The following is a 16,736-nucleotide window of genomic DNA, read 5'->3' as shown; positions in this document are numbered from 1 at the left end:
CACCTTCCCTCGCACCCGTTGATGAGAGTCCCCGAGATGCCTGTCGAGACGGTCTTCCCCCGCCTGGAAGCACTTCTCCCGCATGTCCAGAAGCCCATCCAGTACGTCGGCGGTGAGCTGAACTCCACCGTCAAGGACTGGGACGGCGCCGACGTGCGATGGGCGCTGATGTACCCCGACGCGTACGAGGTGGGCCTGCCCAACCAGGGCGTCATGATCCTCTACGAGGTGCTCAACGAACGCGAGGGCGTCCTCGCCGAGCGCACCTACAGCGTCTGGCCGGACCTCGAAGCGCTGATGCGCGAACACGGCGTGCCGCAGTTCACCGTGGACAGCCACCGCCCGGTCCGCGCCTTCGACCTGTTCGGCCTCAGCTTCTCCACCGAACTGGGCTACACCAACATGCTCGCCGCGCTCGACCTGGCCGGCATCCCGCTGTCCGCCGCCGACCGCACCCTGGACGACCCGATCGTGCTGGCCGGCGGCCACGCCGCGTTCAACCCCGAGCCGATCGCCGAGTTCATCGACGCCGCGGTGATCGGCGACGGCGAGCAGGCCGTCCTGGAGATCACCGAGGTCGTCCGCGCCTGGAAGGCCGAGGGCCGCCCCGGCGGCCGGGACGAGGTGCTGCTGCGCCTGGCGCGCACCGGCGGGGTGTACGTGCCGCGCTTCTACGACGTGGAGTACCTCCCCGACGGCCGGATCGCGCGCGTGGTGCCCAACCGCTCCGGCGTGCCCTGGCGGGTGTCCAAGCACACCGTCATGGACCTCGACGAGTGGCCGTACCCCAAGCAGCCGCTGGTCCCGCTCGCCGAGACCGTGCACGAGCGGATGTCGGTGGAGATCTTCCGCGGCTGCACCCGCGGCTGCCGGTTCTGCCAGGCCGGCATGATCACCCGCCCGGTTCGCGAGCGCTCCATCACCGGCATCGGCGAGATGGTCGACAAGGGCCTGAAGGCCACCGGCTTCGAGGAGGTCGGCCTGCTGTCGCTGTCCTCGGCCGACCACAGCGAGATCGCCGACATCGCCAAGGGCCTCGCCGACCGCTACGAGGACGACAAGATCGGCCTGTCGCTGCCGTCCACCCGCGTGGACGCGTTCAACATCGACCTGGCCGACGAGCTGACCCGCAACGGCCGCCGCTCCGGCCTGACCTTCGCCCCCGAGGGCGGCTCCGAGCGCATCCGCAAGGTCATCAACAAGATGGTCTCCGAAGAGGACCTGATCCGTACCGTCGCCACCGCCTACGGCAACGGCTGGCGGCAGGTGAAGCTGTACTTCATGTGCGGCCTGCCCACCGAGACCGACGAGGACGTGCTGCAGATCGCCGAGATGGCCAAGCGCGTCATCGCCAAGGGCCGCGAGGTCACCGGCCAGAACGACATCCGCTGCACGGTCTCCATCGGCGGGTTCGTGCCCAAGCCGCACACGCCGTTCCAGTGGGCGCCGCAGCTGGGCGTCGAGGAGACCGACGCGCGGCTGGAGAAGCTGCGCGACGCGATCCGCGGCGACCGCAAGTACGCCCGCAACATCGGCTTCCGCTACCACGACGGCAAGCCCGGCATCATCGAGGGCCTGCTCTCCCGCGGCGACCGCAGGGTCGGCGCGGTGATCCGCGCGGTCTACGAGGACGGCGGCCGGTTCGACGGCTGGCGCGAGCACTTCTCCTACGACCGCTGGATCACCCAGTGCGAGCGCGTGCTGCCCGCCCAGGGCGTCGACCTCGCCTGGTACACCACCCGCGAGCGCACGGTCGAGGAGGTCCTGCCCTGGGACCACCTCGACTCCGGCCTGGACAAGGACTGGCTCTGGGACGACTGGCAGGACGCCCTCGACGAGACCGAGGTGGACGACTGCCGCTGGACGCCGTGCTTCGACTGTGGGGTCTGCCCGCAGTTCGACACATGGCCGCAACTGAGCCCCACGGCCGGCAAGAGTCTGCTCCCGCTCACCCCCATCAACACCGGCAGGGAAGGGAAGTAAGCCGGCCAGAGAGGCCGCTGCCTCGGCGCCAGAGCCTCACAGACCTGTGGTGAACGCGTCCTGCTTGATGACGAGCCGGTCTCGCGCATCCTTGGGGAGGAGGATTCGAAGGCTCACGTCCGGGGCACGCTGCCCCTCCACCTTCGTGCGGGTCACCTCGCACTTGATGCCGACTCGACGGGTGTCCTCCTCCAGCGCTTGGAGCCCTCCCGACTCCCAGCGCTCGCGCCACGTCTCGCCGTTGTGGACGTTCTCCCATCTGTCCTGAAGGGTCGCAGGGTCGACGGCATCCGACCGCGCCCGCGACGCCCCGGTGTACTCGCGTACCTGCACGGGGAAGCTGCCGAGTGCCTTCAGAAGACGTTGCGAGACAGCGAGGTAGAGGGCATCGGGGGCTGGGATGCCGAGCCCTCCGCTCCTACATGCGGTGCACCGCATGTAGGAGTACGAGCGCCCCTTGTTCGAGGTCTTCTTGACCAGCATGTGCCCTTTGCAGTCCGCGCACACGATGACTCCCAGGAAGCGGGTCGCCCCTCCCGGCCGCCGCGTCGGCTGTTTCCTCGACCGGGCGTCGAGCACCGCCTGAAGAGAGTCGAACTCCTCCTGGGTGAAGATCTGCGGAGCGACCGGTATCGGCTTGCCCCGCCTGTCGAGCACCAACCGAGAGCGGCGCACTCCTCCGTTCTTGTGCTCCTCGGTGCGGTAGCCGAGCGTGGCGGGGTTGCGGAGACGGCGGAGGAGAGTCGTCGTCGTAAGCCCCTCGCCCATGAGTCCCGAACGAATCATGCACCTGACCATGAAGCGAGCCGACCGACCGCGCAGAGCCATGCGCCGAGCCCAGCGCAGGGCCGTGCGCGCGTCGGGGTCGACGGCCAGCCGGGGGCGCCCATCCCTTCCCTCTTCCGTGACGTAGCCATACGCGGGCTTGCCGACGAGCCACGCATCCTGAGCCTTGGTGTACTCCCACAGGGACTTGACACGAGTCGACGTGTTGCGCGCCTCGATCTCCGCGATACCACCGATGACCGTGACGAGAAACGTGCCGAGGGCCGTGGACAGGTCGATCGGGTCGTTCTTCGACACGAGGTTCTTCCCGTACCGTTCCGCCCACTGGATCATGACCGAGAGGTCAGACATGTTGCGGATGAGGCGGTCCAGCTTCCAGAAAAGCAGAGCATCGAACTCCGGTGCTCGGTCGTTCAGCCACTCGCCGAGACTCTTGCGCTTCCACGGCGGAACCTTCGTTGCGGAGACGTTCAGGTCCGATGCGACCCCGACGACCCGGTACCCCTTCTCTCTGGCGTGTAGGCGGAGATCGAGCTCCTGCCGAACGTGCGACGTCGTGTCGTCGGTGAACACGGACAGGCGGACCGAGAGCAGGGCTCGGGGGGCGTCCTCGGGGAGCAGGGCCTCTGCCTTCTTCAACTCCTCCAGTAGGGCCAGGTCCGCCGGTGCCCATTCGACCCCGACGTCGTGTGCGCCCCGCGCGGCTGCTCTTGCTCGCTTGATCGTCGTCGCCATGACCGGCAGGTTACCGGTTGTGTCCGTGTCCACTCCGTCTGTAGTCGGGCACGCACATCCAGGTCGGACCCACCGGGCGCAAGCTGCTGCCGCTGTCCGTGGTCGGCTCCGCTTCTCCGGGCGGCGCCTCCTCCTGAGTGAGGGGCGGCGGCTCGGGCGGCGGCTTCGTGGACGGCGCTTTCGGTCGCCCCGCGGTCACGCGAACGCCGACGCGTGGGCGGTGAGGAAGGCCGCGAGAGGCCGGGGCGGCTCGGCGGTGAGGGCTTCGACGTCGGCGGAGAGCCAGGCCGCGTCGCCGTGGGCGATGAGGTCGAAGACCTGGGCGTTGGACGTCGCCACGGGCTCGGGGACGCCCTCCTCGATCATCGCCGCGCGGTGGTCGGCGGGGGAGAGCCGGCGGTAGGCGACCGGGTGGCCGAGGACGCGGGTCAGTTCGCGGGCGACATCGGCGTAGCTGATCAGCTCCGGGCCGGTCAGCAGGTAGCCGCGGCCCGCGTGGGGCGAGGGCGCGGCGGCGACCGCCGCGGCCGACGCGGCGACGTCGTGCGCGTCGACCATGCCGAACCGGCCGTCGCCCGCGGACATCGTGAAGCTCCGCGTCCGCCGGATTGAGGGCGCGGCGAAGAGGAGATTCTGCATCAGCAGGTTCGGGGCGAGGAGGGTGTACGCGAGTCCGCTGGCCCGCAGGTGCGCCTCGACGCGGGCGTGGTCGCGCCGCCGGTCGACCGGCGAGTCCGGCGTGGCCTTGTGGTTGGTGATCTTCACGATGTGCCGGACGCCCTGGCGTACCGCGCTGTCGACGACCGCGATCTCCTGGGCCGGCACGGCGGGGCTGATGAGCACGACGGTGTCGATGCCGCGCAGGGCGGCGTCGAGCGTCTCCGGCCGGTCGAAGTCGCCGACGGCGATCTCGGTCCCGGGCCGATCGGGTGCGGCGGGTGCACCGGGTGCGGCGGGTACGGGGGTTGCGCCGGGCGCGCGTGACGGGTCGCGGACCAGGGCCCGCGTGGGCACGCCGCGCGCGGCCAGTCGCGCGACGGTCGCCGAGCCGATGGTGCCGGTCGCGCCGGTGACCAGGATCATGACGGTCTTCCTCCGGGTGGTGCGCGCGCCCGGCCAGGCCGCCGGGCGCCGTCTCGGCAACCAGCCTGCCCGTCGGCGGTATCGAAGAGGAAGAAGGCACCGATCGGGTATATAGGTACCGTATGGATACCGACTCTCCGATCGCGTACGCGAAGGACTGCCCGTCGCGTACGGTGCTCAGCGTGCTGGCCAACAAGTGGACGCTCTACGTCCTGGCCGTGCTGCGGCGGTACGAGCGGCCGCTGCGCTTCACCGAACTGCGCCGCCACGTCGAGGGCGTGACGCAGAAGTCCCTCACGCAGGCGCTCCGCAATCTGGAGCGCGACGGGCTGGTCGGCCGTACCGTCCACCCGACGATCCCGCCGCGCGTCGAGTACCGCCTCACCGCGCTGGGGCGCGAGGCCGGCGCGCTCACCACGGCGATCGCGGACTGGTCCAAGGTCAACGCCTCCCGCGTCCACGCGTCCCGCGCGGCGTACGACGCGCGTCCGCCTTACGACGCCGGTGCTCCGCACGACGTGTGACCGCCTTACGACGCCGGCCCTCCGCACGGCGCGCGCGCGGCGCGCGACGCGTGACCTCTGCACGACGCGTGACCGGCGCGACGCCGTCCTCCCGGCCGCGCAGCCCGGCGGGGATCGGATTCCGCCGAATTCCCGGGACCGGGGGGCCAGGCAACCTGGGAGAAACGCCGGGCGCGGCGGGTGGCACAGGCTGAGGGCGACCGCACGCTGTCGCATCCTCACGGGGAAGGACCCTCCACGTGCCTCACATCCAGCTCGACAACGACCTGCCCGGCATCGCCGGACTCATCCGGCAGCGTCCCGACACCGGGGCGTTGATCAACACGATGGCGGACGCCCTGCTCCGCGGGCCGCTGTCGCTCACGCCGGGGGAGCGCGAGCTGATCGCCGCGTACACCTCGGAGCGCAACGAGACGCCGTTCTGCGCGAATTCGCACAGCGCGTTCGCCGCCGCGCAGCTCGACGGCGGCAAGGAGCTCGTCCAGGCGGTGCTGGTGGACCCTTGGACCGCGCCGCTCACGCCGCGGCTGCGGGCGCTGATCCGGATCGCGGCGGAGGTGCAGGGCCCGGTGGCCGTCCTCCCGGACGACGTGGTCGCCGCGGCGCGCGAGGCCGGCGCCGATGACGCCGAGATCCACGACACGGTGCTGGTCGCGGCGGCGTTCTGCATGATCAACCGCTACGTGACCTGCCTGGACACCGACCTGCCCGAGTCGCCCGGCTACTACGAGCACGCCGCCAAGGGCATCCTCGGCAAGGGCTACGCCGCGACGCTCACCTGATCGCCTCCGGAGCCTCCGGAGCCTCCAGGGCCTCTTGGGCCTCCCCGCACCTCCACGACGACGGCTCGCCGGCCGCGCGGCCCACCCCTCCCGGGCCGCGCGGCCCGCCGGAGCGCCCGCCCGCTCGGGCGGCCTCCACCCGAGGGCGCGCCCGCTCCGCCCCGTCTATCCGGCCGGTTTGACGGCCCGCACGACAGCCGCGTGCAGCCCGTCCGCCACGGGATGCGTGGCCGTGATCTCGACGCCCGTGAACCCCGCCGCCGTCAGCGCCTCCCGGTACTCGGTGAACGACAGCGCCCCGGCGATGCAGCCGGCCCACGCGCCGCGCTCGGCGCGCTGTTCGGGCGTGAGCGCGTCGTCGGCCACCACGTCGGAGACGCCGACGCGCCCGCCGGGCGCCAGGACGCGGTACGTCTCCGCGAACACCGCCGCCTTGTCGGTGGACAGATTGATCACGCAGTTGGAGATGACGACGTCGACCGCCTCCGCGGGCAGCGGGATCGCCTCGATCGTCCCTTTGAGGAACTCGACGTTGTCTGCCCCCGCCTTGCGCTGGTTCTCCCGGGCGAGCGCGAGCATCTCGTCGGTCATGTCCAGGCCGTACGCCCGGCCGGTCGGGCCGACCCGGCGCGCCGACAGCAGGACGTCGATGCCGCCGCCCGAGCCGAGGTCCAGGACGCGCTCGCCCGCGCGCAGTTCGGCGACGGCGGTGGGGTTGCCGCAGCCCAGCGAGGCGGCGACGGCCGCGGCGGGCAGCGCGTCGCGTTCGTCGGCGGCGTAGAGGGCGGCGCCGAAGGTCTCGTCCACGGCGTCCACGGCATCCGCGCCGGCCGTGCCGGCCGTGCCGGCGGCGCCCGAACCGCCTCCGCAGCAGCCGTCGTCGTCCGCAGGCCCGCAGCAACCTCCGCCGCCCGCGGCCGCCTTCAGCGCCGCCGCCGCGTACCTGCTGCGGACGGCTTCCCGTAGGTCCGCCGGGTCGTGCCCGGCTGTATCGATATTCATGAATGCAACCTTGCGTCCTGTATCGAAGAACGTCAAGATAGACGTATGTCGAATCAGCAGAGCCGGACCGTCCGCCCGGGTGCGTCCGCGAAGCCGCCGCGGACGCTTCCGCTGCTCGGTGCGGACGACGAGGGAGGCGGGGGAGGCGGGACCGCCGCGTGCTGCCCCGCGATCGCCTCCGCGCCGCTGGACGAGGAGCGGGCCGCGGACCTCGCGAAGGTCTTCAAGGCGCTGGGCGACCCGGTGCGGCTGCGGCTGCTGTCGATGATCGCCTCGCGCGAGGGCGGCGAGGTGTGCGTGTGCGAGCTGACGCCGGCCTTCGACCTGGCGCAGCCGACGATCTCCCACCACCTCAAACTGCTGCGCCAGGCCGGCCTGATCGACTGCGAGCGGCGTGGCACGTGGGTGTACTACTGGGCGCTGCCCGCGGCGCTGGAACGGCTCGCGTCGGTGCTCGGCGCGCCGCCGGATCGGGTCCCGCGCGCCGGGGCGCCGCGGCGCGCCGGGGTGACGGCATGACCGGCGGCCCTGCGGACGGCAGCGTCGCGGACGCGTCCGCGCGCCCCGGGCCCGCAGCCGAGGCGCCGGAGCCCGCTGCCGGCGTCCCCTCCGCTGCCTCCGTCCCCTCCGTTCCGTCCGTCTTGTTCGTCTGCGTGCACAACGCCGGGCGCTCCCAGATGGCCGCGGCCTTCCTCGCCCGGCTGGCCGGCGACCGGGTCGACGTCCGCTCGGCCGGCTCGGAGCCCGCCGAGCGGGTCAACCCCGCGGTCGTCGCGGCGATGGCCGAGATCGGCGTCGACATCTCCGCCGCGGTGCCCGAGCGCCTCACCGCCGAGGCCGTGCGGGCGGCCGACGTCGTGGTCACCATGGGCTGCGGCGACGCCTGCCCGGTCTTCCCGGGCACGGCGTACCGCGACTGGCAGCTGCCCGACCCCGCCGGGCGCGGCATCGACGCGGTCCGCCCGATCCGCGACCGGATCGAGCGCCTCGTCCGCGCGCTCGTCGCGGAGATCGCTCCGAGCTGACCTGCGGGCCCCTCCGGGCCGGGGCCCGGCCCGGGGTCCCGGCCGTACTCCGCGCGGTGCGCCGCGTCCTGCCCTGCGTGCTGTCGTGCGCCCTGCCCTACGTCCTGCCCTACGTCCTGTCCTACGCCCGGCCCCGCGCGGCGAGTTCGTCCAGCAGGGCCGGCAGCCCGTCGCGCAGCATCCTGCGGCGTACCCGGCCGAGGAACCGCGCCATGAACAGGCCCGACGCTCCGGTGAACCCGGTGTGGTCGTAGGTGAACCGGGTGCCGCTGCCGCCGCCCGGGAGGGCGTCCAGGGGCTCGACGCGGTATGTGACCTCGGTGGTCGCGCCGCCGCCGTGGTCGGTCCACGAGTAGCGCAGCAGGCGCGGCGCGTCGACCTCCAGGACGACGCAGTCGACGATGCCGCTCCAGCCCGGCCTGGGCCTGGCGACGAACCGGAACCGGGTCCCGGTGACGGGGGCGAACCCCTCCGGCCGCGCCCCGGCGCCGGTCGCCGTCCACCGCGGGACCAGCTCCGGATCGGTGACCGCGCGCCACACCTCGGCGGGCGGGTGCGGATAGTCGCAGACGATGTGGATGGCGCTCATGAGGGCTCCCGGGCTGGAGAAAAATACTGTCACTGAAAAATTACTGTAGCAGTAACTTTCTCTCGGTCCGGCTACGCTGGCCCGCATGAGCACGGTGGACTGGTCGGCGTGGCGGCTGCGCGGCGCGCAAGCCGCGGCGGAGCCCGGGGCGGCCCCCGGCGCGGACCCCGCCGGGGCCGGCGAAGGGCTGCGGGAGCGCAAGAAGCGGGAGACGCGGCAGCGCCTGTCGGACACGGCGACCGAGATGTTCCTGGAACGCGGCTTCGACGCCGTGCGCGTCGCGGAGATCGCGCGCGCCTGCAGGGTCTCGGAGAAGACGGTCTTCAACTACTTCCCGACCAAGGAGGCCCTCGTCCTCGACCTCGGCGACGCCACGAGGGCCGCCCTGGTCGAGGGCCTCGCCGACCCCGGCCGCAGCCCGGTGGAGGCGGCCTTGCGCATCCTGTCCGCCGAGTTGGGCGCGCTGACCTCGTGGATCGCCGCACAGGAGGACCCCGCCGCGGCCGCCGAACGGGTCCGCCGCTTCGGCGCGCTGACCCGCTCCACGCCGTCCCTGCGCGCGTACCACCGCGACATGACCGACCGGCTCGTCGCCGCCGCCGCGCAGACGCTGGCCGCCCGCGCGGGCATGGAGCCGGGCGACCCCGAGCCGCAGATCGCCGCGAGCGCGCTGCTCGGGCTGTGGCCGGTGCAGTTCCAGAGCCTGGGCAGGCACCTCGACGGCGTCCGCGCGCCCGACGAGGTGCACGCGGCCGTGACCGCCGACGTCCGCCGGGCCGCCCGGCTCCTCGACGCGGGCCTCGCGTCCTTCGGCGGGGGCGCGTGACCGGGGGCGCGGCGGCGTGCGTGCGCGTTCGGCGGCGGTGAGTGGGCGCGGCCGGACGCGGGCAGGCATGCTGAGCGAGGGGGACACCGCACTCGGACGGTGAGGAGCCGGTCATGATGAAGTTGCGCGAAGTCCCGCCCCGGGCCGCTACGGGGGCGTTCATCCTGCACTCGGGGCTGCAGAAGTGGAAGGGCGACGAGGCGACCGCGCAGATGATGCACGGGTTCGCCGCGGGCGCGTACCCGTTCCTGAAGAAGCTCCAGCCGCGGCAGTTCCTGCGGCTGCTCGCGGCCGGCGAGATCACCCTCGGCGCGCTGCTGCTCACCCCGGTCGTGCCGGGCGCCCTCGCGGGCGCGGCCCTCACCGGTTTCTCCGGCGGACTCCTCGGCCTCTACGCCCGCACCCCGGGCATGCGCGAGCCCGGCAGCGTGTGGCCCACGCAGGAGGGCACCGCGATCGCCAAGGACTCCTGGATGCTCGGCATCGGCATCGGGCTCGTGGTGGACGGGATCGTGTCCGGCTGCGGCGAGGAGTGAGGTTCCCGGCGTCGGCTGCGGCGCCCGCCGCGGGCTGAGCCGGCGCTGGCCGGTGTTGAGCCGGGGCTGAGCTGGGTCGGCTGCTCGCGTCCCGGCCGCCCCGGAGCCCTCGGCGCGGGTCCCCCGGCGCGGGGTGAGACGCTGCTCCGCTAGGTTCTCGGTCCATGGCTGGTGGGTGGCCGCAAGGGCCGAAGGGGGCGGGCGGCGGCCCGGGCGCGGGCGGCGACGGCTGCCTGGTCGCCGTCGTACGCGTACCCGTCCGCATTGTGGCGTTCGCGGTCGTGCTGCCGTTGCGGCTGCTCTGGGACGCGCTGGTCGCCGTCGCGCGGCTGATCGGCCGATACGTGCTGCTGCCGCTGCTGCGTGCGCTGGACCGGCTGCTCACCGCGCTGTGGCGGTACGTCCTCGCGCCCGCCGGTCGCGTGCTGATCGTCGTACCGGCGGTCTGGCTCTGGCGGTACGTGCTGCGTCCGGTGCTGCGCGGGATCGGCGCGGCGGCCGGCTTCCTGGCCCGGTGGCTGCTGGTCCGGCCGCTCGCCGCGCTGTGGGAGCACGTGCTGAGGCCGCTGGTCCGCGGGCTCGGCCTGCTGCTGAACGCGGTGGTCGTGGTGCCGCTGCGGTTCCTGTGGCGCAGGGCGCTGCTGCCGGTGCTGCGTGAGGCGGCAGCGGCGGTCGCGGCGGCGTGGCGGGTCGGCGCCGCGGTGAGCCGGGCGGTCGGGCGCGGTCTCGCGCGGCTGTTCCGGGTGCTGGTCGCGGTCCCGGTGGCGTTCGTCTGGCGGTACACCGGCGCCCCCTTCTTCCGCGCGCTCGGCGTCGCGCTGCGCTGGGTGCGGCGGGAGGTCCTGCACCCCGTGCGAGCCGCGCTCGCGGACGCGCGGCGCGCGCTGTTCGGACGCTGAGGAACGTCCGGGGAGGACCGCGGAACCCGACGCGCGACTGGGCCGGGGGAGTTTTCCACAGGCTGGCAACGCGGCGTCCCGTACGACACGCGAGGCGGCGTAACCTTGGACATGACGCGGCGGTAGGGCCCACATCCGGTGAGCCACCGCCCGCGCGACGCCGGCGCATGCGGCACCGGAGGGTGGCACCAGCCACTCGCACGACGTCCCCGGGACCGCGACGGCGAAGAGAAGACGACGACAGAAGAAGGCCGAAGACGAGCAGCCGTGCGCCGCGCACGGACGCCCCGGACAGAGGCACGACCGAGGGACTGAACGACACTGGGCAAGCGACAGCCCGAAGGCCCGCCGCCGGCACCGGCGGTGCAGCGCATCCGCCTGCGCTACACCAAGCGCGGCCGCCTCCGGTTCACCAGCCATCGCGACTTCCAGCGCGCATTCGAGCGGGCCCTGCGCCGCGCCGAGGTGCCCATGGCGTACTCGGCGGGCTTCACCCCGCACCCGAAGGTGTCGTACGCCAACGCCGCTCCCACCGGCGTCGGCAGCGAGGCCGAGTATCTGGAGATCGCCCTCGCCCGGTTCCGCGACCCCGAGGAACTGCGGCGCGCGCTGGACGAGTCGCTGCCGCCCGGCCTGGACGTGATCGAGGCGGTCGAGGCCCGGACCTCCGGGCTCGCCGAGCGCCTGGAGGCGTCGGTGTGGCAGCTGAGGCTGGACGGCGTCGCCCCCGAGGAGGCCCGGCGAGCGGTCGCGGTGTTCATGGCCGCGGACGCCGTCGAGGTCACGCGCACCACGAAGAACGGTGTCCGCGCCTTCGACTGCCGCACCGCCGTCACCCGCCTGTGGGTCGATGACGACCCGGAGCAGGCGGTGGACGCGGTCGGCGCCGGCGCCGGCGTGCCCGCCGCCGGAGTCGCCGGCGGGGCCGCCGACGCACCGGAAACGGGTGCCGATGGGCCCGGGCGCGCTGCTTGTGCGATACTGCGGCTGGTTGTGCGGCATCTGACACCTGCCGTACGGCCCGACGACGTACTGTCCGGCCTCCGCGCGGCGGCCGACCTCGCGCCGCCGGTCCCCGCAGCGGTGACCAGGCTGGCGCAGGGGCCGCTCGACGAGGAGTCCGGCACGGTCACCGACCCGCTCGCGCCCGATCGCGACGCCGTGGCGGTGCCTGCCGGTTCCGCCTAGGTACGGCGTCGACGCGTCGCCGAGGGACCGGGAGCCACCCGGGGCCGGCGGCGCTGACCACATGAGACTTTCGCCGGCCCCTGCGGGCGGGCCGGCGAGCGACACGACAAGCTCCCGTGCGGCGCCCGCGCCCCGGAGGCCGGCCCCGCGACCCAAGCGGCTGCCGGCCCGAACAGGGCGCGGCGCCCGGGAGCACGACGGGAGCACTGCCCGAATGCCGGACCAGACCGAACCCACCGACACCCCCACCGAACCGAACACCCAGCAGAACGCCGCCGAGGACTCCGCGGCCCCGCGCCGCAGGCGGCGGGCCGCTTCCCGCCCGGCCGGCTCCCCCGCGGAGACCGCGGCCGACGCCGCGCCGAGCACCGCGGCCGAGACCGAGGCCGCCGGGGCCGAGCCCGAGGCCGCAGCGCCGAAGCGTCGCCGCGCGACCCGCAAGACCGCCGCGCCGGCCGCGGAAGCCGCCGACGCCGCCGTGACCGCGGAGACGCCGGAGGAGCCCGCCGCGCCCACCCGTCGCCGGGCGACGCGCAAGGCGACCGCGCCCGCCGCCGAGGCCGTTCCCGCGCCGGACGCGGAGGCCGCCGAGCAGGCCCCGGCGCCCGCGCCCCGGCGCCGCGCGACCCGCAAGACCGCCGCGTCGGCCCCCGAGTCGCAGCCGGTCGCCGCGGAGAGCGCGGACGCGGCCACCGAGGCCGCGGAGCCGGCCGCGCCGAAGCGTCGCCGCGCCACCCGTAAGGCCACCGCGCCCGCCGGTTCGCCGGCCGCGGCGGAGGCCGCCGAGGTCGTCGTCGAATCCGCCGCCGTGAGCGAGAGCGCCGCGCCCGCCGAGGTCGCACCCGCCGGCGATGCCTCCGAGGCCGCGGAGCCGGCCGCGCCGAAGCGCCGTCGCGCCACGCGCAAGGCGACCGCGCCGGCCGGTTCACCGGCTGCCGCCGAGGCCGCCGAGGTCGTGGTGGAGACCGGCGGCGCCGCCGAGAGCGTCGCGCCCGCCGAGCCCGTCGAGCCCGTCGCGGAGACCGCCGAGCCGGCCGCGCCGAAGCGCCGTCGTGCGACCCGTAAGGCGACCGCGCCCGCCGGAGCACCGGCGCCCGCCGCGCAGGAGACGCCCGCGCAGCCCGCCGCCGAGGCGCCCGCGACCCCCGACGTCGCGCCCGCCGAGCCCGTCGCGGAGGCCGCCGAGCCGGCCGCGCCGAAGCGCCGTCGCGCGACGCGCAAGGCGACCGCGCCCGCCGGAGCCCCGGCGCCCGCCGCGCAGGAGACGCCCGCGCCGGCCCCGCCGCCGAGGCCGACGCCCCGGCCCGCGGCCGTACCGCGGCCGAGGAGACCAAGCAGACCAGGCAGCCGCGGCAGAGCCGGCAGGCCGAGTCCGCCGCCGAGGAGACCGGGTCCGGCTCGCGGCGCGGCCGCAGCCGCAGGGGCGCAGCGATCCCGACGTTCTCCGCGGGGGACGGCTCGCGCCGCCTGCGCCCCGGCTCCCTCGCGCCCAAGGACGACACCGGCGACACCGGCGACACGGACGCCGCGGCCGAGGAGGAGCGCACGTACACCGGCCGCGCCTTCCGGGACGGCGACGGCTGGGGCGTCGAGATCGACGACGCGTACGAGATCCGCGGCTACGGCGAGACGCCGGAGGACGCGACCGCCGAGGCGGTGACCGCGATCGCCGACGCGTTCGGCGTGCCCGCCGCCTCCGTCCGGCTCGACGTGCGCACCGAGGGCGCGGAGGAGGAGCCCCGCCCGGCGCGCGGCCGCCGCCGGGCCACCCGCCCCGCGGTCGCCGTCTTCCAGCCGCCGGTCTTCCAGGCCCCCGAGCCCGGTCGGCCCGCCGCCGCGGACGCCGCCGGCGAGCAGGACCACGCCCAGGACCAGCAGGACCGCGACCAGCAGCACGACGGCCCCGACGGCCCCGACGGCGACGAGGCCCAGGCGGAGGAGGGCCGCGGCTCGCGCCGCCGTCGCCGCCGTCGCGGCGCGGCGCCCGAGCAGGCCGCTGCTGCCGCCGACGAGCCCGAGGTCGAGACCGCCGACGCCGACGACAGCGCCGAGCACGAGGATCAGGACGGACACGACGGCCAGGACGACACCGAGGAGTCCGGCGACGAGCGCCCGTCGCGCCGCCGTCGCCGCGGCGGCCGTCGCCGCCGCCGGGGCGAGTCCGCCGACCACGAGCAGGACGAGTCCGCCGAGGACGAGGACGAGACCCGCGACGAGGACGACCGGGACCAGGACGGCGAGGACGCCGAGGACGGCAACGGCCCCTCCGGCTCCAGCTCCAGCAGCAGGCGCCGGCGCCGCCGCCGTCGCCGCGGTTCCGACGCCGGCTCCGACGACAGCGCCGCGGACGACCCCGAGCGCACCGTCACCAAGGTCCGCGAGCCGCGTCCGAAGTCCGAGGGCACCGGCGCCGACGAGGTGCAGTCCATCAAGGGCTCCACCCGGCTGGAGGCCAAGAAGCAGCGCCGCCGCGAGGGCCGCGAGCAGGGCCGCCGCCGGGTGCCGATCATCACCGAGGCCGAGTTCCTGGCCCGTCGCGAGGCCGTCGAGCGCGTGATGGTGGTCCGGCAGAACGGCGAGCGCACCCAGATCGGCGTGCTGGAGGACGGCGTCCTCGTCGAGCACTACGTCAACAAGGAGCAGTCCACCTCCTACGTCGGCAACGTCTACCTGGGCAAGGTGCAGAACGTGCTGCCCTCCATGGAGGCGGCGTTCGTCGACATCGGCAAGGGTCGCAACGCGGTCCTGTACGCCGGCGAGGTCAACTTCGAGGCGCTGGGCGTCTCCGGCGGCCCGCGCCGCATCGAGTCCGCGCTCAAGTCCGGCCAGCCGGTGCTCGTCCAGGTCACCAAGGACCCGATCGGCCACAAGGGCGCCCGCCTGACCAGCCAGGTCTCACTGCCCGGCCGCTATCTGGTCTACGTGCCCGAGGGCTCGATGACCGGCATCAGCCGCAAGCTGCCGGACACCGAGCGGGCCCGGCTGAAGACCATCCTGAAGAAGATCGTCCCCGAGGACGCGGGCGTCATCGTGCGCACCGCCGCCGAGGGCGCCAGCGAGGACGAGCTGCGCCGCGACGTGGCCCGGCTGCAGGCGCAGTGGGAGGACATCAGGAAGAAGTCCAAGAACGGCAGCGGCAACGCCCCCACGCTGCTCTACGGCGAGCCCGACATGACCGTGCGGGTGGTCCGGGACATCTTCAACGAGGACTTCTCCAAGGTCATTGTCAGCGGCGACGAGGCCTGGCAGACCATCCACGAGTACGTCTCGCACGTCGCGCCCGACCTGGTGGAGCGGCTGTCGCGGTGGACCTCCGAGGTGGACGTCTTCGCGTCGTACCGGATCGACGAGCAGCTGCTGAAGGCGCTGGACCGCAAGGTGTGGCTGCCGTCCGGCGGCTCGCTGGTGATCGACAAGACCGAGGCCATGGTGGTCATCGACGTCAACACCGGCAAGTTCACCGGCCAGGGCGGCAACCTGGAGGAGACGGTCACCCGCAACAACCTGGAGGCGGCCGAGGAGATCGTCCGCCAGCTGCGGCTGCGGGACCTCGGCGGCATCGTCGTGATCGACTTCATCGACATGGTGCTGGAGTCCAACCGCGACCTGGTGATGCGCCGGCTGCTGGAGTGCCTGGGCCGGGACCGGACCAAGCACCAGGTGGCCGAGGTGACCTCGCTCGGCCTGGTGCAGATGACCCGCAAGCGGGTCGGCCAGGGCCTGCTGGAGTCCTTCTCCGAGACCTGCGTGCACTGCAACGGGCGCGGCGTGATCGTCCACATGGACCAGGCGACGACGTCCGGCGGCGGCGGCAAGCGCAAGCGGCGCGGCGGCCGGGGCGGCGGCGCCGAGGGCCACGAGCACGTGGAGGCCGCCCCCGCGGAGGCGGTCGAGGCCGCCGAGCCCGCGGCGGCCGAGGTGCCGGAGGTCGAGCAGCTGCCCGAGCTGGAGCCGATCGAGGTCGGCGAGTCCGACCTGGTGCCGTCGGTGGGCGACCCGGAGGAGGAGTGGTTCGGCAGTGCCGCGGAGGCCGAGGCCGCCGCGACCGCGCGGGGCCGCGGCCGGCGCCGCGGCGCCCGCAAGGCCACCGCACCGGCCGGCGCCGCCGGCCTGGCCGCGAGCCCGAGCCCGCCGTGGTGGTCGTGCCGGTCAGCGAGCCGGACGTCGAGGCGGGCGAGGCGACCGTGGCGGCGGAGCCGGCCGAGCCGGTCGCGGCGCCGGCGGCGCCCGCGGTCTCCTCGGAGCCGCCCGCCCGCACCCGGCGGCGCGCGACCCGCAAGGCGACCGCCCCCGCCGGATCGCCGCCGGCCGCGCAGGAAGCCGCGGTCGTCGTCGTCCCGGCCGACGCGCCCGCCACCCCGGTCCCCGACGTCGCCGCGCCCGCGGCCGCGGTCTCCACCGAGCCGCCGGTCCGGGCCCGCCGCCGCGTCACCCGCGAGGTCGCGGCCCCCGCCGCGGACGAGCCGGCCGTCGTGGTCGTCCCGGCCGCGCCCGCGGCCGACGGCTCCACGGCCGCCGAGGGCCCGGCCGCGTCCGAGGGCACCGAGGGTTCCGAGGGTTCCGAGGGTTCCGAGGCCGAGGCGGCCCCGGCCGCCAAGCGGGCCGCGCGCAAGACCGCGAAGAAGACGGCGGCCAAGAAGGTCGCCGCGAAGAAGGTCGCGGCCAAGAAGACGACCGCGAAGAAGACCGCCAAGAAGGCCACGACGAAGAAGGCCGCGGCGCAGAAGTCCGCCGCCCCCGCGGAGTGACCCGGCGCCAGGCCGCGCGGTGATCCCGCG

The 16,736-nt window shown here is 74.5% G+C and carries 13 protein-coding genes and 1 pseudogene; 10 read left to right on the top strand and 4 right to left on the bottom strand.

The genetic code is table 11. The features are described 5' to 3' along the window. Positions 1 to 36: 36 nt before the first annotated feature. Positions 37 to 1,983, top strand: coding sequence for a TIGR03960 family B12-binding radical SAM protein (locus VSR01_RS12050; RefSeq protein ID WP_326449251.1), 1,947 nt, complete (start codon positions 37 to 39; stop codon positions 1,981 to 1,983). 36 nt (positions 1,984 to 2,019) lie between these two features. On the opposite strand, the gene VSR01_RS12045 is transcribed toward VSR01_RS12050, so the two are convergent. Both VSR01_RS12045 and VSR01_RS12040 read right to left on the bottom strand, forming a co-directional pair. Next, a complete protein-coding gene (locus VSR01_RS12045) occupies positions 2,020 to 3,504 on the bottom strand; it encodes a recombinase family protein (protein ID WP_326449250.1) in 1,485 nt (494 codons plus the stop codon). A gap of 195 nt (positions 3,505 to 3,699) precedes the next feature. Further along, positions 3,700 to 4,587: an NmrA family NAD(P)-binding protein gene (locus VSR01_RS12040; RefSeq protein ID WP_326449249.1), complete on the bottom strand. Its 888-nt coding sequence runs from the start codon at positions 4,585 to 4,587 to the stop codon at positions 3,700 to 3,702. Positions 4,588 to 4,709: 122 nt separating this feature from the next. Here VSR01_RS12040 and VSR01_RS12035 point away from each other — a divergent pair, with 122 nt between their 5' ends. Next, positions 4,710 to 5,111: a winged helix-turn-helix transcriptional regulator gene (locus VSR01_RS12035; protein WP_326449248.1), complete on the top strand. Its 402-nt coding sequence runs from the start codon at positions 4,710 to 4,712 to the stop codon at positions 5,109 to 5,111. 239 nt (positions 5,112 to 5,350) lie between these two features. Continuing rightward, positions 5,351 to 5,893, top strand: a complete 543-nt coding sequence (locus tag VSR01_RS12030) for a carboxymuconolactone decarboxylase family protein (protein ID WP_326449247.1) — start codon at positions 5,351 to 5,353, stop codon at positions 5,891 to 5,893. Positions 5,894 to 6,058: 165 nt separating this feature from the next. Here the strand turns inward: VSR01_RS12030 and arsM are convergent, their stop codons facing one another. Continuing rightward, positions 6,059 to 6,895, bottom strand: coding sequence for an arsenite methyltransferase (gene arsM / locus VSR01_RS12025; RefSeq protein ID WP_326449246.1), 837 nt, complete (start codon positions 6,893 to 6,895; stop codon positions 6,059 to 6,061). A 45-nt stretch (positions 6,896 to 6,940) separates the two neighbouring features. Here arsM and VSR01_RS12020 point away from each other — a divergent pair, with 45 nt between their 5' ends. Both VSR01_RS12020 and VSR01_RS12015 read left to right on the top strand, forming a co-directional pair. Next, positions 6,941 to 7,414 (top strand): ArsR/SmtB family transcription factor, encoded by a 474-nt coding sequence (locus VSR01_RS12020; RefSeq protein WP_326449245.1) that lies wholly within the window; start codon positions 6,941 to 6,943, stop codon positions 7,412 to 7,414. Further along, the gene (locus VSR01_RS12015) at positions 7,411 to 7,920 is read left to right on the top strand and encodes an arsenate reductase ArsC (RefSeq protein WP_326449244.1); all 510 of its coding nucleotides are present in this window, start codon (positions 7,411 to 7,413) and stop codon (positions 7,918 to 7,920) included. Before VSR01_RS12020 ends, VSR01_RS12015 begins: the two co-directional genes overlap by 4 nt. A gap of 121 nt (positions 7,921 to 8,041) precedes the next feature. On the opposite strand, the gene VSR01_RS12010 is transcribed toward VSR01_RS12015, so the two are convergent. Continuing rightward, positions 8,042 to 8,509 carry an SRPBCC family protein gene (locus tag VSR01_RS12010; RefSeq protein WP_326449243.1) on the bottom strand — a complete coding sequence of 156 codons (468 nt, stop codon included), beginning with the start codon at positions 8,507 to 8,509 and terminating at the stop codon, positions 8,042 to 8,044. An 85-nt stretch (positions 8,510 to 8,594) separates the two neighbouring features. Between VSR01_RS12010 and VSR01_RS12005 the strand changes: the two genes are divergently transcribed. The 5 genes and pseudogenes from VSR01_RS12005 to VSR01_RS37720 all read left to right on the top strand — a co-directional run bounded on the left by VSR01_RS12005 (position 8,595) and on the right by VSR01_RS37720 (position 16,706). Then, positions 8,595 to 9,335, top strand: a complete 741-nt coding sequence (locus tag VSR01_RS12005) for a TetR/AcrR family transcriptional regulator (RefSeq protein ID WP_326449242.1) — start codon at positions 8,595 to 8,597, stop codon at positions 9,333 to 9,335. Positions 9,336 to 9,448: 113 nt separating this feature from the next. Next, complete coding sequence (locus VSR01_RS12000) at positions 9,449 to 9,871, top strand: hypothetical protein (protein ID WP_326449241.1); 423 nt, start codon at positions 9,449 to 9,451, stop codon at positions 9,869 to 9,871. Between the two features lie 164 nt (positions 9,872 to 10,035). Continuing rightward, positions 10,036 to 10,770 carry a hypothetical protein gene (locus VSR01_RS11995; protein WP_326449240.1) on the top strand — a complete coding sequence of 245 codons (735 nt, stop codon included), beginning with the start codon at positions 10,036 to 10,038 and terminating at the stop codon, positions 10,768 to 10,770. A gap of 363 nt (positions 10,771 to 11,133) precedes the next feature. After that, the gene (locus tag VSR01_RS11990) at positions 11,134 to 11,958 is read left to right on the top strand and encodes a TIGR03936 family radical SAM-associated protein (protein WP_326449239.1); all 825 of its coding nucleotides are present in this window, start codon (positions 11,134 to 11,136) and stop codon (positions 11,956 to 11,958) included. An 808-nt stretch (positions 11,959 to 12,766) separates the two neighbouring features. After that, a pseudogene (locus VSR01_RS37720) lies at positions 12,767 to 16,706 on the top strand (Rne/Rng family ribonuclease). Positions 16,707 to 16,736 lie beyond the last annotated feature (30 nt).

This window comes from Actinacidiphila sp. DG2A-62, from assembly GCF_035825295.1.
GTDB lineage: Bacteria > Actinomycetota > Actinomycetes > Streptomycetales > Streptomycetaceae > Actinacidiphila.
The sequence above is the reverse complement of the archived record's forward strand: the minus strand, read 5'-3'. Positions and strand labels throughout refer to the sequence as shown.